Annotated in this window: 22 protein-coding genes and 1 riboswitch; of the genes, 17 read left to right on the top strand and 5 right to left on the bottom strand. The window is 44.3% G+C overall.

Annotated elements, in window-relative coordinates; genetic code table 11:
* The 6 genes from ftsY to glpG form a co-directional block, all read left to right on the top strand.
* Positions 1 to 997 (top strand): signal recognition particle-docking protein FtsY (ftsY, locus tag AB4154_RS16030; protein ID WP_102398534.1); only part of this gene is annotated, 997 nt, incomplete at its 5' end.
* Between the two features lie 78 nt (positions 998 to 1,075).
* Positions 1,076 to 1,753, top strand: coding sequence for a cell division ATP-binding protein FtsE (gene ftsE / locus AB4154_RS16025; protein WP_004736585.1), 678 nt, complete (start codon positions 1,076 to 1,078; stop codon positions 1,751 to 1,753).
* The gene (gene ftsX, locus AB4154_RS16020) at positions 1,740 to 2,708 is read left to right on the top strand and encodes a permease-like cell division protein FtsX (protein ID WP_017061038.1); all 969 of its coding nucleotides are present in this window, start codon (positions 1,740 to 1,742) and stop codon (positions 2,706 to 2,708) included. Before ftsE ends, ftsX begins: the two co-directional genes overlap by 14 nt.
* Before the next feature lie 177 nt (positions 2,709 to 2,885).
* On the top strand, positions 2,886 to 3,743 hold the full coding sequence (gene rpoH / locus AB4154_RS16015) for an RNA polymerase sigma factor RpoH (RefSeq protein WP_017055518.1): 858 nt from the start codon (positions 2,886 to 2,888) through the stop codon (positions 3,741 to 3,743).
* A 440-nt stretch (positions 3,744 to 4,183) separates the two neighbouring features.
* Complete coding sequence (gene glpE, locus AB4154_RS16010; RefSeq protein WP_372123548.1) at positions 4,184 to 4,504, top strand: thiosulfate sulfurtransferase GlpE; 321 nt, start codon at positions 4,184 to 4,186, stop codon at positions 4,502 to 4,504.
* Positions 4,505 to 4,562: 58 nt separating this feature from the next.
* Complete coding sequence (gene glpG / locus AB4154_RS16005; protein ID WP_372123546.1) at positions 4,563 to 5,405, top strand: rhomboid family intramembrane serine protease GlpG; 843 nt, start codon at positions 4,563 to 4,565, stop codon at positions 5,403 to 5,405.
* An 87-nt stretch (positions 5,406 to 5,492) separates the two neighbouring features.
* Here glpG and AB4154_RS16000 read toward each other — a convergent pair whose 3' ends face one another.
* On the bottom strand, positions 5,493 to 5,900 hold the full coding sequence (locus AB4154_RS16000) for a flagellar basal body-associated protein FliL (RefSeq protein WP_048610748.1): 408 nt from the start codon (positions 5,898 to 5,900) through the stop codon (positions 5,493 to 5,495).
* Between the two features lie 162 nt (positions 5,901 to 6,062).
* Between AB4154_RS16000 and AB4154_RS15995 the strand changes: the two genes are divergently transcribed.
* Together AB4154_RS15995 and ubiA are read left to right on the top strand one after the other, a co-directional pair.
* Positions 6,063 to 6,605, top strand: a complete 543-nt coding sequence (locus AB4154_RS15995; protein WP_372123544.1) for a chorismate lyase — start codon at positions 6,063 to 6,065, stop codon at positions 6,603 to 6,605.
* On the top strand, positions 6,606 to 7,460 hold the full coding sequence (gene ubiA / locus AB4154_RS15990; protein WP_017061043.1) for a 4-hydroxybenzoate octaprenyltransferase: 855 nt from the start codon (positions 6,606 to 6,608) through the stop codon (positions 7,458 to 7,460).
* Between the two features lie 103 nt (positions 7,461 to 7,563).
* On the opposite strand, the gene plsB is transcribed toward ubiA, so the two are convergent.
* A complete protein-coding gene (plsB, locus tag AB4154_RS15985; RefSeq protein ID WP_017071790.1) occupies positions 7,564 to 9,987 on the bottom strand; it encodes a glycerol-3-phosphate 1-O-acyltransferase PlsB in 2,424 nt (807 codons plus the stop codon).
* A gap of 220 nt (positions 9,988 to 10,207) precedes the next feature.
* Here plsB and AB4154_RS15980 point away from each other — a divergent pair, with 220 nt between their 5' ends.
* The 4 genes from AB4154_RS15980 to dinF all read left to right on the top strand — a co-directional run bounded on the left by AB4154_RS15980 (position 10,208) and on the right by dinF (position 13,734).
* A complete protein-coding gene (locus AB4154_RS15980) occupies positions 10,208 to 10,570 on the top strand; it encodes a diacylglycerol kinase (protein ID WP_017061045.1) in 363 nt (120 codons plus the stop codon).
* Between the two features lie 94 nt (positions 10,571 to 10,664).
* Positions 10,665 to 11,285: a transcriptional repressor LexA gene (lexA, locus tag AB4154_RS15975; RefSeq protein ID WP_019820514.1), complete on the top strand. Its 621-nt coding sequence runs from the start codon at positions 10,665 to 10,667 to the stop codon at positions 11,283 to 11,285.
* A gap of 97 nt (positions 11,286 to 11,382) precedes the next feature.
* Positions 11,383 to 12,261: a class I SAM-dependent methyltransferase gene (locus AB4154_RS15970; RefSeq protein WP_372123543.1), complete on the top strand. Its 879-nt coding sequence runs from the start codon at positions 11,383 to 11,385 to the stop codon at positions 12,259 to 12,261.
* A gap of 117 nt (positions 12,262 to 12,378) precedes the next feature.
* Complete coding sequence (dinF, locus tag AB4154_RS15965; RefSeq protein WP_372123541.1) at positions 12,379 to 13,734, top strand: MATE family efflux transporter DinF; 1,356 nt, start codon at positions 12,379 to 12,381, stop codon at positions 13,732 to 13,734.
* A gap of 183 nt (positions 13,735 to 13,917) precedes the next feature.
* Here dinF and sthA read toward each other — a convergent pair whose 3' ends face one another.
* The gene (gene sthA / locus AB4154_RS15960; RefSeq protein ID WP_372123539.1) at positions 13,918 to 15,318 is read right to left on the bottom strand and encodes a Si-specific NAD(P)(+) transhydrogenase; all 1,401 of its coding nucleotides are present in this window, start codon (positions 15,316 to 15,318) and stop codon (positions 13,918 to 13,920) included.
* Between the two features lie 327 nt (positions 15,319 to 15,645).
* On the opposite strand from sthA, the gene fabR reads away from it, so the two are divergent.
* Complete coding sequence (fabR, locus tag AB4154_RS15955; RefSeq protein ID WP_010438693.1) at positions 15,646 to 16,287, top strand: HTH-type transcriptional repressor FabR; 642 nt, start codon at positions 15,646 to 15,648, stop codon at positions 16,285 to 16,287.
* The gene (locus AB4154_RS15950; RefSeq protein ID WP_004736696.1) at positions 16,287 to 16,658 is read left to right on the top strand and encodes a YijD family membrane protein; all 372 of its coding nucleotides are present in this window, start codon (positions 16,287 to 16,289) and stop codon (positions 16,656 to 16,658) included. The genes fabR and AB4154_RS15950 overlap by 1 nt, the downstream gene beginning before the upstream one ends.
* Positions 16,659 to 16,738: 80 nt before the next feature.
* On the opposite strand, the gene trmA is transcribed toward AB4154_RS15950, so the two are convergent.
* Complete coding sequence (trmA, locus tag AB4154_RS15945) at positions 16,739 to 17,848, bottom strand: tRNA (uridine(54)-C5)-methyltransferase TrmA (protein ID WP_017061050.1); 1,110 nt, start codon at positions 17,846 to 17,848, stop codon at positions 16,739 to 16,741.
* Between the two features lie 154 nt (positions 17,849 to 18,002).
* Positions 18,003 to 18,207: riboswitch (cobalamin riboswitch) on the top strand.
* A 39-nt stretch (positions 18,208 to 18,246) separates the two neighbouring features.
* Here trmA and btuB point away from each other — a divergent pair.
* Genes btuB through murI form a run of 3 tightly spaced genes read left to right on the top strand, consistent with a single transcriptional unit; the run spans position 18,247 to position 21,663 of the window.
* Entirely contained in the window at positions 18,247 to 20,082 is a 1,836-nt protein-coding gene (gene btuB, locus AB4154_RS15940; RefSeq protein ID WP_136974445.1) for a TonB-dependent vitamin B12 receptor, read from the top strand.
* Positions 20,083 to 20,130: 48 nt separating this feature from the next.
* Positions 20,131 to 20,796 carry an ATPase gene (locus AB4154_RS15935; protein ID WP_054548337.1) on the top strand — a complete coding sequence of 222 codons (666 nt, stop codon included), beginning with the start codon at positions 20,131 to 20,133 and terminating at the stop codon, positions 20,794 to 20,796.
* A 60-nt stretch (positions 20,797 to 20,856) separates the two neighbouring features.
* On the top strand, positions 20,857 to 21,663 hold the full coding sequence (murI, locus tag AB4154_RS15930) for a glutamate racemase (protein WP_372123559.1): 807 nt from the start codon (positions 20,857 to 20,859) through the stop codon (positions 21,661 to 21,663).
* Here the strand turns inward: murI and AB4154_RS15925 are convergent.
* Complete coding sequence (locus tag AB4154_RS15925; protein WP_004736687.1) at positions 21,626 to 22,078, bottom strand: RNA-binding protein; 453 nt, start codon at positions 22,076 to 22,078, stop codon at positions 21,626 to 21,628. The genes murI and AB4154_RS15925 overlap by 38 nt on opposite strands.
* Positions 22,079 to 22,500: the final 422 nt, after the last annotated feature.

The following is a 22,500-nucleotide window of genomic DNA, read 5'->3' as shown; positions in this document are numbered from 1 at the left end:
AGCAGAAGCAGAAGCAGAACAGGAAGAAGTGGCAGTTCCTCAAGCTAAGGTTGAAGAAGTACAAGAGAAGCCGACAGAAAGCTTCTTTGCTCGTCTTAAGCGCAGCCTAAGCCGCACTAAAGCAAACATCGGTGCTGGTTTCTTTGGTCTGTTCAAAGGCAAGCAAATCGATGAAGACCTGTTTGAAGAGCTAGAAGAGCAACTTCTGATTGCTGACGTGGGTATGAATACCACGGTTAAGATCATTGAAAACCTGACAGAAAAAGCATCTCGCAATGACCTAAAAGACGGTGAAGCGCTTTATGGTCTGCTCAAAGAAGAGATGGCAGACATCTTAAGCCAAGTGGAACAGCCACTGGTTGTTGATACCACTAAAACACCTTACGTTATCTTAATGGTGGGTGTGAACGGTGTAGGTAAGACAACTACGATCGGTAAGCTGGCGAAACAATTCCAAAATGAAGGCAAGAAAGTGATGCTAGCAGCGGGTGATACCTTCCGTGCTGCAGCCGTTGAACAGCTTCAGGTTTGGGGTCAGCGTAACGATGTGCCAGTTATCGCTCAACACACTGGTGCGGACAGTGCGTCTGTTATCTACGATGCGATTGAAGCAGCGAAGGCTCGTGGTGTTGATGTTGTGATTGCTGATACAGCCGGTCGTTTGCAGAACAAGAGCAACCTGATGGAAGAGCTACGCAAGATCGTTCGTGTAATGAAGAAGATTGATGACTCTGCGCCACACGAAATCATGCTAACGCTCGATGCAGGTACAGGTCAGAACGCTATCAGCCAAGCGAAGTTGTTCAGTGAAGTGGCTCCAGTTACGGGTATTACACTGACTAAGCTAGATGGTACGGCGAAAGGTGGTGTAATTTTCTCAATTGCTGACCAGTTCCAGATTCCAATCCGCTACATTGGTGTGGGTGAAGGTATTGATGACCTGCGTCCATTTGAATCTAAAGACTTCATTGAAGCACTATTTAGCCGCGAAGAGTAACGCGAGTAGCAAAGTGGTTTATCCTTAATCTGCTACCGTTTTTAAATTTGATATTAGTGATCGTAAGAGGAATTTTCGGTGATCAAATTTCAGCAAGTGAGTAAAGCCTACCGAGGTGGAAGACAAGCGCTCCAAAAAGTGGACTTTCACCTGAAACGTGGAGAGATGGCTTTTTTGGGTGGGCACTCTGGGGCTGGTAAAAGTACCTTGCTGAAGTTGATCTGCGCGATAGAGCGTCCAACTGATGGACGTGTCTGGTTCAACGATCACGATATCACTCGTATCCCAGCCAAAGACATTCCTTTCTTACGCCGTAATATTGGGATTGTTTTTCAAGACCATCGCCTGCTGATGGACCGTTCGATTTTCGATAACGTCGCTCTGCCTATGCGTATTGAATCTATTTCTGAAAACGAAATAAAACGCCGAGTCAGTGCTGCGTTGGATAAAACCGGTTTATTAGATAAAGCCCGTTGTTTGCCAAGCCAACTTTCTGGCGGTGAACAACAACGCGTGGGTATTGCTCGCGCCGTGGTTAACCGTCCAACTCTGCTTTTAGCCGATGAGCCTACCGGTAATCTAGACCCTGAATTATCTAACCGTGTGTTGCGATTATTTGAAGAATTCAACCGCGCAGGTGTGACGATCATCCTAGCGACGCATGATATCGGGTTAGTGAACACTCGCCCTCAGTACCGCCATCTTGAATTAAACCAAGGATTTTTGAGTGAGGTTGAAGACTATGGCCGCGAATAAGCGCATCAAAAAACCTCAATCTAATCGAGCAGCAAACCGCGCTTCAAGCGACGGCTTCTTTGTTGTTCACTGGAAACAAGCCAAGTCATCGTTCTCGCAAATGTGGCAGCGCCCGTTAGGCAACTTACTGACCCTTGCGGTGATCTCTATGGCGTTGGCGATGCCAGCTTGTTTGTACCTATTAGGTAAAAATGTAGGGGAAGTGGCGCAAGATGTCACTAGCCCGTCACAAATAAGTGCTTATGTAGAGGATGGTATTCCTGAGCCACGAGTAATGGTGCTTAAGGATGAAATCGAAAGTTGGGATCAAGTTGAGCTCGTGGAGTACATTTCTCCGCAGCAAGGGCTTGCAGACCTCAGCCAGTATTCTGGTTTTGAAGACGCCCTAACCATTCTCGACGATTATTCACTGCCAGGTGTGCTGGTGATTACGCCAAGCGTGCACAGCGATACCTTAATTAAAGAGCTGGCAGGCACAGTTAAACAACAAGAATTAGTGACCGATGTTCGCCTAGACGAAGATTGGTTAGCGCGATTAGATGCGATCAAAGCATTAGCGGCTGTCATCGTGATTACCTTAACGGTATTGATGCTGGGCGCGGTATTTCTGATTATCGGCAATACACTACGATTTAATGTGTTGGCGCATAAAGAAGAGATTCAAACCATGAAGCTGATTGGTGCGACCGACAGCTACATTCTTCGACCATACCTTTATGCTGGGATGTGGTTTGGCGTTTTAGGTTCGATTAGCGCTTGGGTAATGACGGCATTGATTACCGTATTGCTGAACAGCGCGGTGGATGATTTGGCTCAGCTATACGACAGCCACTTCCGTTTAATTGGCCTGAGTTGGGATGAATCTTTACTGCTTTTGATCGTCGGAACTCTGCTTGGTAGTGTGGCTGCAAAGCTTTCTGCACAGCGTCACCTAAAAGAAATTGAACCAGTTTAGGTGAATAGAGTCATATTTAGACGAAAAATAGGCACTTCTTAACCAGTTTTTGCCTTGTATAGACGAATTGATTATGCATAATTACTTCCCCCTCCTTGAAACCTGTTCATTTTAGGTTCAAGATTGTAGGGTTTTAATAGATGTATTACTCCAGATCAGAGATTGATGAGGAATCGAATGGCAAACCAAGCGTATCAAATGGCTTTAGTCACACAAGATAGTTTAGATAGCTATATCCGCTCAGCGAACAGCTACCCTATGCTGACTCCTGAAGAGGAACGTGGACTTGCAGAGCGATTACATTACAAAGGTGAGATCGACGCTGCGAAAGGCTTGATCCTTTCCCACCTAAGATTCGTGGTGCACGTTGCAAGAGGCTACTCTGGCTACGGGCTACCAATGGCTGATCTCGTCCAAGAAGGTAACATCGGCTTGATGAAGGCTGTTAAGCGCTTCAATCCAGAAGTTGGTGTTCGTCTCGTCTCGTTTGCTGTTCACTGGATCAAAGCTGAAATCCATGAATACGTTCTACGTAACTGGCGTATCGTTAAAATTGCGACCACTAAGGCACAGCGTAAACTGTTCTTTAACCTTCGTAAGTCTAAAAAGCGTTTGGGTTGGTTCAATAACGGTGAAGTTGAGACGGTTGCTCGTGAACTGGGTGTTGAGCCTTCAGAAGTTCGTGAGATGGAATCTCGCTTAGCAGCACAAGATGCGACGTTTGAAGCGCCTATGGACGATGACGATGGCGGTTCTGCTTACACTGCTCCAGTTTACTACCTAGAAGACAAGGCGTCAGACGTTGCTGAGACGGTTGAAGCGGCTAACTGGGAGTCACACACCAATAATCGCCTAGGGCTAGCACTAGCAAGCTTAGACGAGCGTAGCCAACACATTGTTCGCTCACGTTGGTTAGACGACAACAAGGCAACCCTGCAAGACTTAGCGGATACCTACAGTATATCAGCTGAGCGTGTTCGCCAGTTAGAAAAGAATGCGATGAAGAAATTGAAACAAGCCGTTGGTGATTTCTAATAGCATCTAGTTTCTATTAGCTTCTACTTTCTAGTAGAGCTAACAAATAGCTGAATTTTGAAAAGGCCGAGATCGAGAGATCTCGGCCTTTTTGTTTTGGATCGATTTCTCAACTTTTGCGATCGAAATTTGCAAAATGATTTTGTGGATAACTCTGTGAGAAGTTTATTCGTCAGCTATCTAAAAGCAGTGTGTAGTAAGGCTTTGACGGGGTTTTTCGAGTGGGGATATGTTTCAGTTAACCCACAGTTAGATCAGGATCATTACTACATGTTGTGGATCTATTTTTGAAAAGACACTTTATTCACGCAATTCACAGATTTATCCACAAATGGTGTAAAAGTGATCGCTGGTGGATAACCTTATTAAGTGGATGTGAATGTTAGCCTTGGGATAGGTTACAATGGCAGCAAAGTAAATCAGTATAAAAAGAGAAAGTCATGGAACAGTTTAAACATATCGATGTTAAAGGCGCTCAAGCCCTCATCGAACAAGGCGAAGCTCGACTTGTCGATATACGTGACCCGCAGTCTTTTGCGGTTGCCCACCCAAAAACAGCCTACCACCTGACTAACGATACGATGGTGTCATTCATGGATGAGGTTGAGTTCGAACAACCTATCTTAGTGATGTGCTACCACGGCATCAGTAGCCAAGGTGCGGCACAATATTTAGTGAACCAAGGCTTTGAAGAGGTATATAGTGTTGATGGTGGTTTCGAAGCTTGGCATCGTGCTGAACTTCCAGTGATCGCAGGTTAATGACTTTCATCACCTGAACCGCCTCAAGCATCCCTCATAGAATGAATAGGAAGTAACAATGATTAGATTGATGGTGTTAGACAATCCACGTCTTGCTCAAGCATTTATTGATTATATGGCCTCTCGTCAGATCCCTATTCAGATGTCTCCAGAGGGAGAAGGGCGTTTTGCTCTTTGGCTTCTTGATGGCCAATTTCAGGTTGAAACCGAAGCTGAGCTGAATCGTTTTCTGGCTGAGCCCAATCATAAGCGCTATCAAGCTGCATCTTGGGACATGGCAGAGACCAGAAAGAGCAACTTCCATTACCACACGCCAAGCTTCATGGGCATGATCAAAGCCAAAGCTGGCCCAGTGACACTAAGCCTGATGTTGGTGTGTGTGGTGATTTTTGCGCTGCAACAGATCGGTTTTGGCAAAGCTATTTTCAATGTCCTACATTTCCCCGCGGTGGATGGACAGCAATGGCAGCTGTGGCGTTGGTTGAGTCATGCCGTTCTGCATTTCTCTGTTATGCACATCGCATTTAATATTTTGTGGTGGTGGCAGCTAGGTGGAGACATTGAGAAGAAACTTGGCAGCCTCAAGCTACTTCAGATCTTTGCTGTCTCTTCTGCGCTTTCAGGTGCTGGGCAGTATTGGGTTGAAGGGGCGAACTTCGGTGGTTTGTCTGGTGTTGTGTATGCCTTGGTTGGTTACTTATGGGTGGTTGGTGCGAAGGCGCCACAACTTGGTTTAGGTATCCCAAGACAGATTGTCGGCTTTATGTTGGTGTGGTTGGTGCTTGGGTACATGCAGCCATTTATGGCTATCGCCAATACGGCGCATTTAGCTGGTCTAGCCGCTGGTGTGATTATTGGCTTTATCGATGCGATGAAAGCACCAAGCTCGGCAAGAAGCTAATTCATATCTTCTAATGAGTAGCCAAACGATAGAGACAAAAAAAGCGGCCAGATGAGCCGCTTTTTTATTGGGATTCGTTTTACATCATTACTGATAAAGGTATTTGGTAAACAGTAAGTCAGCAATCAGGGTTTTACCTGTCTCTGGAAGCAAAATCTTGTTGAGGTGTTCAACTAAGGATTTTCTTAAGTCTTCACGGCCAGATAGAGATTTAATGGTTTCTTCGTTTTGTTTGCCAAGCAATTCAATCACCGCATCGCGAATCAGTGGTTGGTGATGCTCAATAGCGGCCAAGTCGTTACTATTTGCCACCATGATGTCGAGGCGAACCTGAATGTAGCCCAGTTTTTTACCTTTAGTGTAAAAATTGGTGGTCAGGTCTGGCTCTAGCGTGAAGTAGGCGAGTTTAGCTGCCGACTCCTCTTCCGCGAAACTTGATGCTGAAAAGAGTAGGGTAATCGCAAGAAATATTTGGGCTACATAACGTTTGTGCATATTTGTGACTTTTCTTTAGTTTATTCGCGATATTCGAAACGCATTAGTCTTGTTACAATGAGCGGTCTAAATCTAAATACGTTTACAATTCGAAGAACGCTTTAATTTTGTTCGAAAGTTGAAGCTTTATTGTACGTGTAAAGTCACCTATTGAATACTAGTATGAATCAGCCAATATCGCTGTATCTTAATTCGTTAATGAATGTAGATTGGCAAAGTACAGAAACATTTGATTTTCCTAATGAAACCACCAAAGAGTGGCTGATGGAGCAAGGTTCTCTTTCCCGCAAGTTGGGGAAGTGCTGTCAGCACCTGTCTGTTGAGTTGCTTCATAATCAAGTTGTAGAACGCTCAATGCTGCAACAAGACGAGGAACATCTTTTATCATCGTTTGATTGCTTACTGCGTAAAGTGATTTTAAAGGGTGATGACGAACCGTGGGTGTTAGGTCGAACCTTGATTCCCCGAGTCACATTAGAAGATCATCAGCACTCAGACCTTTCTCAACAAGGTAATGTCCCGCTTGGATTGACCGTTTTTAGTGCTGAGAACGTGGAGCGAGATGCGCTGCAAGTTGGTTGGGTTATCACAGGCGATGAGCGATTACTCGCGCGTCGTTCTCGATTATGGATGAACCATAAACCGATGCTTGTGGCAGAACTGTTTTTACCAACATCACCCATTTACTCTAAGGAGAGTGTGTAAATGCTTGCCACCAAAGCGAAGGCGTATTGGCAATTAACGCGAATGAATCGCCCGATTGGTACCCTATTACTCCTTTGGCCGACCTTGTGGTCACTGATTATCGCCGCACAAGGTATGCCTGATTTTGATGTCTTGGTTGTTTTTGTACTCGGCGTGGTGTTGATGCGTTCAGCTGGCTGTGTGATCAATGACTTTGCGGACCGTAAAGTAGATGGTCATGTTAAACGTACCAAGCAGCGTCCACTGCCGTCTGGTTTGGTTTCCAGTAAGGAAGCGATTCTGCTCTTTTTAGTGCTAGCCGTAGTTTCATTCTTGCTGGTACTCACCATGAATCCACTGACCATTAAGCTCTCATTTATTGGTGTGGGTCTGGCGTTCATTTACCCTTTCATGAAGCGTTTTACGCATCTTCCACAGTTGTTTCTTGGCTTAGCGTTTAGTTGGGCGATACCAATGGCTTGGGCGGCACAAACCAATGAACTGCCAAGCATTGTGTGGTTTGTCTTCGTGATTAACGCGTTGTGGACGATTGCTTACGACACGCAATATGCGATGGTTGACCGAGATGATGACTTGAAGATTGGTATTAAATCGACGGCTATTTTATTTGGTCGCTTCGATAAACTGATTGTTGGCTCTTTGCAACTCGTCACCCTAGCGATGCTGATTGCGTTAGGCATGCATTACCAACTAGGAGATACCTTCTATTGGGCACTGTTGGTAGCGGGAAGCTTATTTGTGTATCAACAACACCTGATGCGCCACCGTGATCGAGACCTTTGTTTCCAAGCCTTTCTAAACAACAACTATGTTGGAATGGCAGTGACAGCGGGCTTGTTCATTACCTTCTGGTAAGCATCCGCTTTTCGAGTTAACGAATGCTAAAGAAAAAGGCACCCATTGGGTGCCTTTTTTGATCGCGTTTGGCCTCGCTATTCAAGAGACACCAAGCTGATGATTACTCCGCTTGGTGGATACTCTCTTGAATCGTCAAACGTACTTCAGGGTAAAGCATTGAGTAGAGAAGCTTAGCGAATTGCTGAGTCTTGTCTAAATCACAGTTACCATCGTTATCCAGATATTGCTGTTGTTTCAGAGTTGCGAACATCGACGCAAACACGCCTTTATCGAAGAACTCTGGTGCATTGATGCCTTGCAGACGACCAAGTCGCTGTGCAATGTCTTGGCTCTTCTGTTCAAGATCGGATTTATCCAGATCAGGGTTCTCTGCTAACAGGTTCAAAGCAATAGAGTAGCGTTGTAGCGTTTCTGAAATCGTACGACCTAACAGCATCAGTGCTTGGCTGTTTGATTGGTTGATGGTGACTTCATTATCAGAAACCACAAGCATACCTTGGTTAACCAGCTCTTCAATGATGTTAGAAACCACGCCTTCAAGCTTGTCTTCGTCGTAGCTTAGGAACAGCTCTTTCTTCAAGAACGGGTAGATAGCAGCAACGTTCTCTTGGATCGCGTCAATTGATAAACCGCGTTGACGAATAGTCATCTGTGCAATTAACGATGGCAGAGCAAACAAGTGAATGATGTTGTTTCGGTAGTAGGTCATCAGAATTGACTGGTGACGGTCTAGCGAAATGATGTCGCCCATTGAGTCTGATTCAATCAAGAACTTGTTCAGTGATTCAGCATGTTTTACTAAATCTTCAGCGCTGTCTTTTGGCACAGTGAACGTTGCCGAATATGGAACATTCTTAAGCAGAGACAGGTAGCAATTAATCTGAGAAACCAAAGAGTCACGAGACAATGCGCGCTGTCTTGAAGCCAATAGTGCCGTTGCACAAAGGGTCAGGGCATTGGTCGCTGCCGCATCGTTAATGTGCGTCATCATTTTGGTCGCCAAGTCATTAACCACCGGGTTCATCCATTGTGGTTTGCTAGTGCCCATTGGGTCGATGTCTTTGGTCCACTCAGGTGAGTGTTCATTCAGGTATTGGTTCAGTTGAATTGGCTCACCGAAGTTCACGTAGCCTTTACCAAAGTTACGCAGCTTACGAATGGTACGAATCACTAAGCTCGCGTTTTCTTTCTCTTTACGCTTACCACGAAGTTCTTTTGCGTAAGTCGCCACTTCCATCACGTGCTCGTAGCCGATGTACACAGGAACCAAAGTCACCGGGCGATTCATGCCGCGCAGCATCGCTTGAATAGTCATCGCCAACATGCCGGTCTTCGCTTGCAATAAACGACCTGTACGAGAACGCCCACCTTCACTGAAGTACTCTACTGAGTAACCTTTAGCGAACAACTCCGCTAGGTATTCACGGAAAATCGTCGAGTACAGCTTGTTGCCTTTGAAGCTACGACGAATAAAGAACGCACCACCATGACGGAAAATAGGACCGGCAGGGAAGAAGTTCAGGTTGATACCCGCAGCGATGTGCGGCGGCACCATGCCTTCATGATAAAGCACATAAGAAAGCAGTAAGTAGTCCATGTGGCTACGGTGACAAGGCACGTAAACAATCTCGTGACCATCTTGAGCCAACTTACGAACCGTTGAAGCGTTGCTGATATGCAGGCCTTGGTACAACTTATTCCACAGCCAACCAAGAATCTTCTCACCACGCTTGATCAGCGAGTAAGAGAAGTTCGCAGCAATCTCGTCCATAATGTCTTGAGCTTCTTTGCTCGCTTTCTCGATCGAGATGTTCTTTGCTTGTGCTTCGTCTTCAATCGCTTTTTTGATCGCTTCTGATTTTAACAGGCGATCAAACAGAGCTTGGCGGCTTGGCAGGTTAGGGCCTGATGCTGCAAGCTTTTGGCGAGAGAAGTGAATACGTGCCACGCGCGCCAGTTTGTGCGCGATGGTGCTGTCGGTGCCGTGTGAGTTGGCCATGTAACGCAGAGAAACCACAGGACTAAAGCGAACCAAGCAGTCACGACCGGCTAGCAATACCGCTTTTGATTTCTCTAAGCCGTTCATTGCCTGTAGGTAAGGCTTCTGGTTATTCTCTTTACCAGGTTTGCGCCCCCACAAAACGGTAGCAGGGATAACTTGAACATCGAGTTCAGAGTCGTCGGCGTGCAGTGAAAGCAATTCAGAGAACACTTCAATTGAAGAGCTTGGTACATAATCATCGTCTTGCAGCAGAGTTTTGCGAGAAGAGATGAAAACGTAGCGTTGCAGTGATTTGCCGTTGATTTCAAGCTTGCTCAACGGATCAGGTAGGCCTAATTCAAGTGCATGTTTTTGCAATGTAAGAATGTCGACACTTGAGCGAAACGGTAAGGCGTATACAATCGGTTTGCTCAAATCAATGTTCAAATCCTCAACAGGGTTTGAAGGAATTGATGTGCCCTTTACCAATACGGATAAAGGTAGCTTCATTAATGAACGTGAAAAAGATTGTCCAGAAGACATATAGGTTCACTGCCTCAATAGTTATTTCAATGTGCTGAAGCGTATCTCTATTTCTCTGATAAAAAGGATAAATCCTATGAGTGAAATAGGGATAAGCCTAGGCGTAAATTTAATCGATGCAAGAATACCAGAAACTGGTCTAACCTTTTAATGGAAATAGTCATATTGCCGTTAAGTTTGTGGAAAATCATTCATCGACTGATTGAGTATAGGGTTAAAAATGACCAAAAAATCAAACACCGGATTCAAACGCATCATCAAAGCAGCAGGCTTTTCATGGCAAGGCATTACGAGTTCGTTTAAAAATGAGGCTGCATTTCGACAGGAAGTGTTCATGGCGGTCGTGCTTATTCCGTTGGCATTTTACCTAGATGTAAGCCAAGTTGAACGAATCTTAATGATCTCATCGGTGGTATTGGTGATGGTTGTCGAGCTAATCAATACCGCGATTGAAGCGGTTGTCGACCGAATCGGCAGTGAACATCATGAGCTTTCTGGGATGGCTAAAGATGTCGGTTCGGCAGCAGTTTTCATCTGTTTGGCACTCGCAGGTTATGTGTGGCTAGAGATCCTGTTTTTGTAATTTGCTAAAAATGAACTAAAAACAACCAATTGCTTTGCTTTTGTTCAGTTACTGGATATACTCACAGTCAACTGTATAAAAAGACAGGTGAATCATGAAGCCGTTAACGCCCCGCCAGCAACAAGTCTTTGACCTTATCAAAGGTAAGATCGAAGATTCCGGTATGCCACCGACACGTGCAGAAATCGCGCGTGAACTAGGCTTCCGTTCTGCTAATGCTGCAGAAGAACATTTGAAAGCTCTTGCTCGTAAAGAAGCGATTGAGATTATCCCGGGTGCGTCTCGCGGTATTCGTATTTTGCTTGAAGATGCAGCAAACGAAGAGCAAGGTTTACCATTAATCGGTCAGGTTGCCGCTGGTGAGCCTATCTTGGCTCAAGAGCATGTAGAAATGCATTACCAAGTTGATCCAGGCATGTTTAAACCACAAGCTGACTTCTTACTTCGTGTAAATGGCGAAAGTATGAAAGACATCGGTATTATGGATGGTGATTTATTAGCTGTTCATAAAACACAAGATGTACGCGATGGTCAGGTTGTAGTGGCTCGTGTCGATGATGATGTAACGGTAAAACGCCTAGAACGTAAAGGTTCAACGGTTCTGTTACATGCTGAAAATGAAGAGTTTTCTCCAATCCATGTCGATCTAGAATCTCAACACTTGTCTATTGAAGGGCTTGCGGTTGGTATTATTCGCAACACCGACTGGATGTAGTCAGTACAAACAGCTTATTGATATTTATTCTCAATAACTTGTCATTGTAATTGATATTCATTATCATCTTCTTTGTCGAGATACAAGGAAGATGATGATGCCAAACCCAACCAAACCTCAAATGAAGCCGCTTACTCGTAAGCCGCGCTCCTCTGTTCAAAAGGCTTCTTCTGAACAAGGGTCTGTACATCAAGAATTCCAAGTTCCGACCAACCTCGTTCAACATCTTTGGTTTCGTAGTCGTGAAAGCCTAGCCGATGATGGTCTCGTTTATGATCCTATCGCAGCTCAAGCCTGCAAGCGTTGCCAGCTCGCACCAGAATGTATTACCGGTGAACTCGACCAACAGCAACTCCTTTACGCGACACTGACTCAACTTTGTGATTCTCAAGTTCAACAGTTTTTATCTCATAACCCAGATGCTTGGATTATTAACGTGGGAGCAGGGCTCGATACCCGCTTCTACCGTTTAGATAATGGACGCTGCCATTGGGTTGAGCTGGATGTCACGGAAAACCTTGTGTGGCGCCAACGTCTGTTCCACAAAAATGAACGCTATCGTTTGGAGTGTGGTTCTGTCGATGACCTGACTTGGTTGGATGAACTCAATATTCCAGAACAAGCCTCGGTGATGGTGGTGTGTGAACATGCTCTGCTGGATTGCAATGAACAGCAGACGGCGAACTTCATTCAGTCTTTGAGTCGCTACTTTACTCATGCACATGCGTGTTTAGTCTTAGCTGGAGATAAAAGCTCAAGTACGTTGGGGCAAAAACTTGGTTCAGGAAAGTATGCGCATGGCCTATCTTCTCCAATAGACAGTGTTCTCAATTGGTTGCCATGGGCACAATGGGTAAAAGCGTTTTCTCCACTAGACCAAAAATGCAACCGTTGGAAATTGTGGCAGCGACTTCTTTGTAAGATCTCTCAGGTCAAAAAGCGTTTAACGCCGCAGTTAGTGCTCGTTAAGTGGTAATCCTAGGTGTTTTGTATTTCGAGTAACTGAGTACATAGCCGGTATAAGTAAAATTCCACAACATAGTGAAAGCCCACCCACTAGGTTAAACTATCGCCTCTAATCTAAGAGGTGATCGTGAAGTTATTTAATCCCCAAACTATTTTTCAAACGCTATCCAATCAGGCGATGCATAAAAAAGTGCTGTTGCTCGCGATCCCGATGGTTCTCTCTAATATTACTGTTCCACTGTTGGGCTTAGTCGATGCGGCGGTTATCGGTCACCTAGAGCACTCTTGGTATTTAGGTGGTGTGGCGCTGGGCGGCACAATGATCAGCGTGACCTTTTGGTTGCTTGGTTTCCTGCGTATGTCGACAACAGGGCTAGCTGCACAATCTTATGGTGCGAATGATGGCAAGCAACTAGGCTTAGTTTTTGTGCAAGGCGTGACCATGGCCTTAGGGTTTGCTGGTGTCTTTTTACTTTTACACAGTTTAGTCGCCGATTTAGTTTTCTCATTGAGTAGCGCCAGTGATCAAGTTAAGCACTATGGTCAGCAATATTTCTCAATCCGCGCTTGGAGTGCACCTGCCGCGCTGACTAACTTTGTGATTCTAGGTTGGCTGCTCGGGACTCAAAACGCCAAAGCGCCAATGTGGATGGTGATCATCACCAATATCACCAATATCGTTTTGGATATCGTTTTTGTTATCGGCTTAGGGTGGCAAGTGGAAGGTGCTGCATTGGCATCTGTAATGGCTGATTATGCCGGTCTAACATTTGGCCTAATTTGTGTTTACCGAATCTGGGCGAAGAAGCAGTTACCATCGGCATGGGATCTGCTTAAGAAAACCAGCCAAGGTTTGAGTCGTTTCGTGAAATTGAATCGCGATATCTTTCTTCGTTCATTATGCCTACAAGCGACTTTCACTTTTATGACCTTCCAAGGTGCAAGCTTTGGCGATGATGTTGTTGCGGCCAATGCCGTGTTGATGAGTTTCTTGATGATCATCTCTTATGGGATGGATGGCTTTGCCTACGCAATGGAAGCGATGGTCGGTAAGGCGATAGGCGCGAAAGACAAAGATGAGCTGAACCAGTCATTGATTGGAACTTTCTTCTGGAGCTTCAATATTTGTTTGGTACTGACCATAGTGTTCGCACTCGTTGGCTCGAGCTTAATCAATATGATCACCACAATCCCAGACGTGAAGAGTCAAGCCGAGGTGTATTTACCGTGGTTAATCGCAATGCCATTGGTGTCTATGTGGTGCTTCTTGTTGGATGGTATTTTTGTTGGAGCAACTAAGGGCAAGGATATGCGCAATAGTATGTTTGTTGCGACCTGCAGTTTCTTCGCGATTTTCTATTTAGCATCAGGTTTAGAGAACCATGCACTGTGGTTAGCGATGCTGAGCTTTATGGCAATGCGCGGAATTGGTCTTGGTGTGTTGTTTGTTTCTCAGTGGAAGAAAGGGGAGTTTCTCGCTTAGCTCTGAGGGCTCTGTTTGTGGAGAGTAAATGAGGCTGTACAGGTAAAGGGGTATTTAGAACATCATGATCTAATTACTATCAATGCCTTAATATTCAGTGTTTTAAATAAAAACAGCAAGCGCGTGGCTTGCTGTTTATGTATTTGGCCTATGGGTGGTCAAATACTCCTATTGGTTCTTTATCTAGAATAAACGGTTAAGCCCGTTGAGTGCTGCAACACGATAAGCTTCCGCCATCGTTGGATAGTTAAAGGTTGTATTCACAAAGTACTCGATGGTATTTGCTTCACCTTTCTGCTCCATGATCGCTTGTCCGATATGGATGATTTCAGCGGCACGCTCACCAAACACGTGGATACCTAAAATCTCTTTGGTTTCGCGATGGAACAGGATCTTCAAGCTACCAATATCTTTACCCGCAATTTGAGCGCGAGCGAGATGTTTGAAAGAAGAACGTCCTACTTCATACGGTACTTTAGCTGCGGTAAGTTCTTGCTCGGTTTTACCAACAGAACTGATCTCCGGAATGGTGTAGATGCCGGTTGGAATGTCTTCGATAAGGTGGCGTTCAGCTTCACCTTTCACAATTGCCTGAGCCACAAATCGACCTTGGTCATAAGCCGCGCTTGCTAGGCTAGGGTAGCCAATCACATCACCGACAGCGTAAACATGGTCAACATTGGTTTGGTAGTTGGTGTTTACTGATACTTGCCCACGCGAGTCCGCTTCTAAGCCAACAGCACCAAGGTTCAGTTTATCGGTATTACCCGTTCGGCCATTGGCATACAGTAGGCAATCAGCGCGCATCTTTTTACCTGACTCTAGGTGAATGATCACGCCATCATCAGTGCCTTCAATTTTCTCAAAGGTTTCATCGTTGCGAATCACGACACCGCTGTTCCAGAAGTGATAAGAAAGTGCATCTGAGGTTTCATTGTCTAGGAATGACAACAGACGGTCACGAGTATTGATAAGATCGGTTTTTACACCCAAACCGCGGAAAATCGACGCGTATTCACAACCAATAACGCCAGCACCATAGATGATGATGTGTTGCGGGTCGTGTTTAAGAGAAAGAATCGAGTCACTGTCGTAGATACGTTCATGCAGGAAGTCGACGTTATCTGGTTGGTAAGGGCGAGAGCCTGTCGCGATAACAAATTTGTCTGCACTGTGATGTTCTTCAGTGCCATCGCTTTGCATTACCGAGACAGTGTTGGTATCGATAAAACGTGCAGTACCAAAGACCAACGTGCACTGGTTGCGGTCGTAGAAGCCTTGGCGTAATCGAGTCTGCTTGTCGATAACCGATTTGGCATGCCCCAAAATGTTAGAAAACGTTGAGTGTATGCTTTTGTTGTTCTGACAAAACAGCGGATTACTGTTGAATTCGATAATACGACTTACGGCATGACGCAGTGCTTTTGAAGGAATTGTTCCCCAGTGAGTACAACCACCACCAACGCTGCTCTCTTTCTCAATGATTGCAACGTTCAACCCGGCTTTGGTTAATCCCATCGCTGCCCCTTCTCCTCCGGGGCCACTACCAATTACGATTACATCAAAGTGGTTGGAGTGCGGCATAGATATCTTCCTTGTTATATTTGATTAACATTGCTTTAGCGAGATTTTAACCGATTCTGTTCTCGGGTACATGAAAAGGGCATCAGAGAGTCGGTGGGATCACGCAGTGTTATCGAAAAAATAATATTTGGTATGTCGTATGTCTCCAAATGACAGCGTGGATATTGAAATTTTTTCTTCGAACGTATTTACTTCGGTACGTGAACAAAGAGGTATGTTTAGTGTCTTATATAACCAGAGTGCCTTATATAAATAAGTGATTCGCGTTATATTGAATAGAGTATTAGACATGCCTGTTTAGGCTGTAAAAGAAGAAATTGATAAAGTATGAAACCAATGGGCATTCGCGCACAGCAAAAAGAAAAAACTCGTCGCAGCTTAATCGATGCAGCATTTAGCCAACTCAGCGCCGATCGTAGTTTTTCCAATCTAAGCTTGAGAGAAGTCGCTCGTGAGGCTGGAATAGCACCGACTTCCTTTTATCGTCACTTCAAAGACATGGATGAGCTTGGCTTAACCATGGTTGATGAAGGTGGCTTACTGCTGCGCCAGTTAATGCGTCAAGCTAGGCAACGCATAGTAAAAGAAGGCAGTGTGATTCGTACATCGGTTGAAACCTTTATGGAATTCATTGAAAGCAGCCCTAACGTATTCAGACTGTTATTGCGAGAGCGCTCAGGAACTTCATTTGAGTTTCGTGCAGCGGTAGCTCGTGAGATACAGCACTTCTCTGCTGAGTTAACCGAATATTTGATAACGACTGGCATGACAAGGGACGAAGCTTTCACTCAAGCGGAAGCCTCGGTTATCTTAGTCTTCAACTCAGGGGCAGAAGCATTAGATTTAGATCGACGTCAGCGAGATGAACTGGCTGAACGCTTGATCATGCAATTGCGAATGATGGCCAAAGGAGCTTTTTGGTATCGTAAAGAACGTGAACGTAACCGATTAAAAGGCGGGATTGAATAATGTCGAATGAAAATAATACTGTAAACCGTGGTTCTGAAAGAAAAACACTCGTACTTGCTGTTGTAGCCGGTGTGTGTGGTGATGCATTGTTATCTTGGGTAACAATGAGCGAAGTGGGCTTCTCTATTTTCCCGCTTATCGCTTTAGTTTTGGCTGTACAAGCGCTTTACCAAGAGTACCTAACTAACCCAGTATCTGAAGATATTCCACTAGTAGGTTTGGCTTGTTTCTTTGTAGGTGCATTTGGCCACTCGGCTTTTGTGAAGGCACAACACCCTGATGCTGGCTCAAACTTCTTTGCGATTATTGTCGCGATGTTGCTTCTTGCATGGGTAGGTAAGAAACTCGGCTTTATCGGCAAAACTGCTTAAGCTGATTTAGAAATTAAAAAAACGAGCCAATGGGCTCGTTTTTTTGTATCTGCTGTTTGGCTTAGACCTGAAAGCGATACTTACGCTTTACGCTCTAGGAATACGCCAGCTTCCATGTGGTGCGTGTAAGGGAACTGGTCAAACAGAGCAAAACGAGTGATGTCGTGCGTTTCGCTTAGGATGTCTAGGTTCTCTTTCAATGTTTCAGGGTTACAAGAGATGTACATGATACGCTCGTAGCCTTGAACCATCTTACAAGTATCAACATCCATACCTGAACGCGGTGGATCAACAAAGATAGTGTTGCAGTTGTAGCTCTTAAGATCGATGTTCGCTTGCTGTAGACGACGGAACTCACGCTTGCCTTCCATTGCTACAGTAAAATCTTCTGCAGACATACGGATGATCTGAACATTTTCAATGTTGTTCGCAGCGATGTTGTATTGCGCAGATTCTACTGACGGTTTCGCCAGTTCAGTTGCCAGTACACGCTCGAAGTTTTGTGCTAGCGCTAATGAGAAGTTACCGTTACCACAGTAAAGCTCAAGTAAGTCGCCTTTGCTGTCTTGAGTACAATCGACAGCCCATTCCAACATTTTCTCTGCCACTTTGCCGTTGGGTTGAGTAAAGCTGTTCTCTACTTGTTGGTAGATGTAGCTATCACCATTCACATCTAGCTTTTCAATTACGTAGTCGCGGTCCAGTACGATTTTCATCTTACGCGCACGGCCAATCAGGTTTAGGTTAAAACCTTCATCGTTTAATTGCTGCTTAAGTGCTTTAGCATCTTGAATCCACTGTTCACCTAATTGACGGTGGTAAAGCAATGACACCAAAATTTCGCCGCTTAACGTAGAAAGGAAGTCTACTTGGAATAGCTTGTGGCGCAGAGAGTGGTTGTCCTTCATTGCATCTGTTAATAGAGGCATTAGGTCATTGATAAGACGGCTAGCTGCAGGGAACTGGTCTACGCGGTATTTTTCTTTAGTCTCTTGATTGAACATGACGTAATACATATCGTCACCTTCATGCCACACGCGGAACTCAGCACGCATGCGGTAGTGTTGTTCTGGAGATTCATACACTTCCAGTTCAGGCACATCATATTCTGAGAACATTTCTGTAAGACGCTCTGTCTTTTCTGCCAGTTGTTCTTGGTAGCGTTGCGGGTTTACATCTAAATTCGCCATTGTTATGCCTTTTGCTGTCGTGCTTTTAAATCAAGAGCGCAGATTTTATTCAATCACAGGCGCTTGTCCAGTGTTGAGAGCCATTCAATGTAAATCGACCATGAAAACTATAGCTTATAACTATCTTAGACTAGACAAATGATTCATAGGTCAATACTATCTTCGGCAAGCTGGTGTCATTTAGATGTATAGATGGCTGAAGAGGGAATCTGGTGTAAATCCAGAACTGACGCGCAGCGGTAAGAGAGAACGAGTATTCAAAGACACTGCAAATAGCTTTTTGTGGGAAGTCGAATATGAGGTAAACCATAAGGTTGTGCTCTTGAGTCCGAATACCTGCCAGTAGCTAAACCACACAATGTGGTTTGGTAGGAATTTACGCGATTTAGGATCACAACATGAACAAATCCCTTTTAGCGGTTGCTGTAGCATCGCTGCTTTCACCTATCTCCAATTTACACGCCCAAGAAGCATCTACTGACGAAACCATGGTAGTAACGGCTAACCGTTTTGAGCAGTCTGCCACTGCGACATTAACTGATGTTGAAGTTGTTACTCGCCAAGATTTTCAAAGAACACAAGCTAAAACAATCCCAGAGGTGTTGAGAAGATTAACAGGGATCCAGATTACTCAAAATGGTGGTAGAGGACAGCTCGCTTCTATATTTGTTCGCGGAACAAGTTCTGATCAAGTTCTAGTTTTAGTTGATGGTGTTCGTTTTGCTCGTGCAGCAAAAGGTGCAGTAGATTTCAACCAGATCCCATTGAGTTATGTTCAGAGAATCGAGTATGTACGAGGAGCTAGAGCTTCTTTATACGGTTCTGAAGCAATTGGTGGTGTAATCAACATTATTACGATTGCTCGTGCGACGGATGAGTCAACAACATTGAGTGCTGGTTTGGGTAGCTTAGATTATCAAGAACTTAGTCTAGCATCCGGCGTTGCGACTTCTGAAAATGGTCAGTTAAACCTTGCTATTAGCCATGAGAGCGATGAAGGCTACAATGTTAAGCCCGTACCTGGCTTAAATGATGGCGACCGCCATGGCTTTGAAACGTTGAATGGTTTGATTGGTTATACTCATAAGTTGAATGAACAATTCAGTGTATTTGGTAATGTTCGTGCTTATGAGAATATTTACCAATATGACAATACATATAGTACACGTAGCTATATGGAGTCTGAAAAAGACGATTTATCAGTGTCTATTGGTGGTACTTATCAAGGCAGCCAATTACACTCTGAGATGCAAGCAACAGTACAAAGCCAAGATTCTTGGAATTATCAATTTGGTGAAAGCAAAACTTCTGGAACTCAAGACGAATTAGAACAAAACAATGTTCAGTGGGTCAATAGCTATAAATTGAACAAGAATGTTGTGTTAGCTGGTGGCGTTGATTGGCGCGATGAATCATATGTAGATAAAAACGCAAATAAAACATTCGACCGTTCTAACTTGGCAGTATTCGGCCTATCTTCAGTCACTGTTGATTCTGCGACGTTAGAGGCAAGCGCAAGAGTCGATGACAATGAAGAATTTGGTACAGAAACGACATATAACGTCGGGGCTGGCTATCAACTTATTCCAGAATTTGGTGTGAAAGCTTCATACGGTACAGCTTTTAAAGCTCCGAACCTTTACCAGCAGTATGATCCGTCTTATGGAACTCAAGATCTTAAGCCAGAAGAGTCTGATGCGATTGAGGTGGGCTTCTATGGCCTAGTGAAAGACGTATATTGGACATTAACTGGATACGATTACAAGATCACCAATCTAATCGATTACCACCCAACAACATATAAGTACATCAACGTTGACGGTGAGACGCATATTCAAGGTGTAGAAGTGACTGCCGAGTTTGATACGGGCATTGTTCAACACCAGTTGAGTGCTGATTATAAAGATGCAGAAGGTGATAACGGTAAGCAACTGCAGCGCCGAGCAAAAGAGCTGTATAAGTGGAATGCATTGGTGGCATTTGACGTTGTCGATTGGTCTATAAGCTATCAATATGTCGGTAAGCGACCTGATGTTGATTACGGGACATGGCCATATGGTGATGTAACTCTACCATCCTACTCATTGGTTGACACTGCTGTTAGCTATTATGCTAATGAGAACACTACGATCAGTGCTCGTGTTGATAACTTACTTGATGAAGACTACGAAACGGCTTTAGGGTACCCAGCCGCAGAGCGTGCTTACTACTTGAACGTAGCTTACCAATTCTAATTTACATCTAAACCGCCTTCGGGCGGTTTTTTCTTATTGGGTATATCAATGAAAAAGAAAGTCGTCATAAGTTGGTCGTCAGGTAAAGACTCGACATTAACGCTAGAGCGTCTACTTGAAAGCTCCGAATATGAAGTTGTCGCTCTCTATACGACATATGTTGGAGATGAGGTTCCTTTCCAAGTGACTCCGATTGATGTGGTTGCAATGCAGGCGCAATTAGTCGGTTTACCATTAATCACGATTGAGCTGCCGGAAGTGTTTCCTAGTAATGAGATTTATCAAAGTACCATTGTCTCTGCACTTAAAGGTTCTGGCTTATCAATCGATGCGGTTGCGTTTGGAGACATGTTTTGTAATGGCATTGCCGATTATCGAAGAAGCTATATAGAACCAGCGGGGTGGGAGTGTGTGTTTCCCTTAATGGGAGAGAGCAGTCAGGCACTTGCGAGTGAAATAATAGACAGAGGAATCGAAACCTTTCTCGTCACGGTCGATAGCGATGCATTAGACATGAGCTATTGCGGGAAAAAATACACGCTTGAACTAATAGACAGTTTACCGAGTCATGTCGATCCATGTGGCGAAGATGGTGAGTTCCATACCTTAGTGATGTCAGCGCCATGCTTTAAAGGTAAGCTCAAGATAGATCTAGAAAATGTAGAGCAAGGTGAGCGCTTTGTTCATCAACGTTATCAAGCTTGCATTATATAGAGTGAGGATTGGCGAAAACTAAGCGAAGGAGTATCATTGCAGCGAAACTTATTATAGGTAATCGTTGTGTCGGATAGTCTACAAAAAAATATATTGGTCTTTGATTCTGGAGTGGGTGGCCTATCTGTATATAAGGAGATAAGCCAGTTACTACCGAATCATAACTATACTTATGTATTCGATAACGAGGCTTACCCATACGGTGAACTCGATCAACAAGTTCTTGTCCGCAGAGTCCAAAGTATCGTCGCTAGCTTTGTGGCTAGCCACGCTATTGATATCGTAGTAATAGCCTGCAATACCGCAAGTACGATTGTCTTACCTACACTGCGTGCTAATAATCTAATCCCAATTGTTGGCGTTGTTCCGGCAATCAAACCTGCATCCCTACTTGCCAATAAAGCGGTGGGTCTGATTGCTACTCCCGCAACGATTACTCGTGAATACACACACGAGCTCATCAAAAACTTCTCGAGTAATAAAAGAGTCGAACTGTTAGGTTCTACTCGGCTGGTGGATATGGCCGAAGATAAACTCAGGGGGGAGACGATTGACCTTGAAGAGCTGCAACTCATCCTTCAACCGATGATCAATACAATTGATGTGGCCGTTTTAGGATGCACACATTTCCCGCTGATAAAATCAGAGATTCAACAAGTCCTAGGTAAGAGTGTTTTATTGGTTGATTCTGGTAAAGCGATTGCGAAGCGAGTTCAAGATTTATTGGTTTTGGAGAGTAGTGATAAAGAAGGGGGAGTGCGTGAGGTTTTTTGTAGTGCACTTCCTAAGAAAGAAAGTGCACTAAATAGCATGTTGAAGCAGTTAGGATTTAGCTCAGTTCAGCTTCGTCCGTTTCTGGATGTTTAGGATCATTTGCAACTCGCACTTTTAAAGTTCGTTGCATGTAATCTTTATCGTTAAGTTCTGAAATAGCATGATTCACATCATTGCTAGCCATTACGACAAATCCAAAGCCTCTTCTTTTACCAGTACGTTTGTCTTTCATTAAGCGTACTGCAAATACTTCACCATACTCTGAGAATAATTCACGTACGTGTGACTCATTCGCTTTGTATGGAAGGTTACCTACATAAAGTGTTTTTGTTGATGCCTTAGGTTCTGAATCTGATTTTGAGTCGGTGCTTGAAAAGTTAACAACAAAAGCGGAAGCCAAGACACCAAGGATAAAGGTAATTGCAGGCGATATATCTACCTGAGAGAAAACAATGCCGCCTAATACAGCCAGTGCGACAATTAACAACATCGATTTTTTTGAGTTCATATCGGAATACTACATATTAATAAACGAAATAGACGCATCTACCATTAACAAAATAGACACATGAATCTTACGTTCATGGCTTCCATTTTTCCAATGTATTGCTGTGATACGTCTCAAATGTTTAGTTTTTATTCGAAAAATGCGGATCTGGTGGCTTTTTAGGCGAACAAAACTTTTATTTCAAAAAGCCCTTGTGCTCCATCTCAATCTCTCTATAATGCCGCCTCACCGACACGGAGTGAGACGAAAGTCACACAGCGAAATCGGTAGAGAAAAAGAGTTTGAAAATAACCCTTGACTCTCAAAGTGGTGCAGGTATAGTACGCACCCCTAGCGACTGAGATGTGAATCACAAAACGCTAGCGCTCTTTAACAATTTAAACCTATCAATCTGTGTGGGCACTCGTTGATGAATATCAAAA

The sequence above is a fragment of the Vibrio sp. 10N.286.51.B11 genome, from assembly GCF_041469245.1.
GTDB classification, from domain to species: Bacteria; Pseudomonadota; Gammaproteobacteria; order Enterobacterales; family Vibrionaceae; genus Vibrio; species Vibrio crassostreae_C.
The sequence above is the reverse complement of the archived record's forward strand: the minus strand, read 5'-3'. Positions and strand labels throughout refer to the sequence as shown.

Excerpts from the sequence above, each read along its gene's own strand:
- ftsX (WP_017061038.1), top strand. The coding sequence starts at position 1,740 with ATGGCCGCGAATAAGCGCATCAAAAAACCTCAATCTAATCGAGCAGCA.
- rpoH (WP_017055518.1), top strand. The coding sequence starts at position 2,886 with ATGGCAAACCAAGCGTATCAAATGGCTTTAGTCACACAAGATAGTTTA.
- glpE (WP_372123548.1), top strand. The coding sequence starts at position 4,184 with ATGGAACAGTTTAAACATATCGATGTTAAAGGCGCTCAAGCCCTCATC.
- glpG (WP_372123546.1), top strand. The coding sequence starts at position 4,563 with ATGATTAGATTGATGGTGTTAGACAATCCACGTCTTGCTCAAGCATTT.
- AB4154_RS16000 (WP_048610748.1), bottom strand. The coding sequence starts at position 5,900 with ATGCACAAACGTTATGTAGCCCAAATATTTCTTGCGATTACCCTACTC.
- AB4154_RS15995 (WP_372123544.1), top strand. The coding sequence starts at position 6,063 with ATGAATCAGCCAATATCGCTGTATCTTAATTCGTTAATGAATGTAGAT.
- ubiA (WP_017061043.1), top strand. The coding sequence starts at position 6,606 with ATGCTTGCCACCAAAGCGAAGGCGTATTGGCAATTAACGCGAATGAAT.
- plsB (WP_017071790.1), bottom strand. The coding sequence starts at position 9,987 with ATGTCTTCTGGACAATCTTTTTCACGTTCATTAATGAAGCTACCTTTA.
- AB4154_RS15980 (WP_017061045.1), top strand. The coding sequence starts at position 10,208 with ATGACCAAAAAATCAAACACCGGATTCAAACGCATCATCAAAGCAGCA.
- lexA (WP_019820514.1), top strand. The coding sequence starts at position 10,665 with ATGAAGCCGTTAACGCCCCGCCAGCAACAAGTCTTTGACCTTATCAAA.
- AB4154_RS15970 (WP_372123543.1), top strand. The coding sequence starts at position 11,383 with ATGCCAAACCCAACCAAACCTCAAATGAAGCCGCTTACTCGTAAGCCG.
- sthA (WP_372123539.1), bottom strand. The coding sequence starts at position 15,318 with ATGCCGCACTCCAACCACTTTGATGTAATCGTAATTGGTAGTGGCCCC.
- fabR (WP_010438693.1), top strand. The coding sequence starts at position 15,646 with ATGAAACCAATGGGCATTCGCGCACAGCAAAAAGAAAAAACTCGTCGC.
- AB4154_RS15950 (WP_004736696.1), top strand. The coding sequence starts at position 16,287 with ATGTCGAATGAAAATAATACTGTAAACCGTGGTTCTGAAAGAAAAACA.
- trmA (WP_017061050.1), bottom strand. The coding sequence starts at position 17,848 with ATGGCGAATTTAGATGTAAACCCGCAACGCTACCAAGAACAACTGGCA.
- btuB (WP_136974445.1), top strand. The coding sequence starts at position 18,247 with ATGAACAAATCCCTTTTAGCGGTTGCTGTAGCATCGCTGCTTTCACCT.
- AB4154_RS15935 (WP_054548337.1), top strand. The coding sequence starts at position 20,131 with ATGAAAAAGAAAGTCGTCATAAGTTGGTCGTCAGGTAAAGACTCGACA.
- AB4154_RS15925 (WP_004736687.1), bottom strand. The coding sequence starts at position 22,078 with ATGAACTCAAAAAAATCGATGTTGTTAATTGTCGCACTGGCTGTATTA.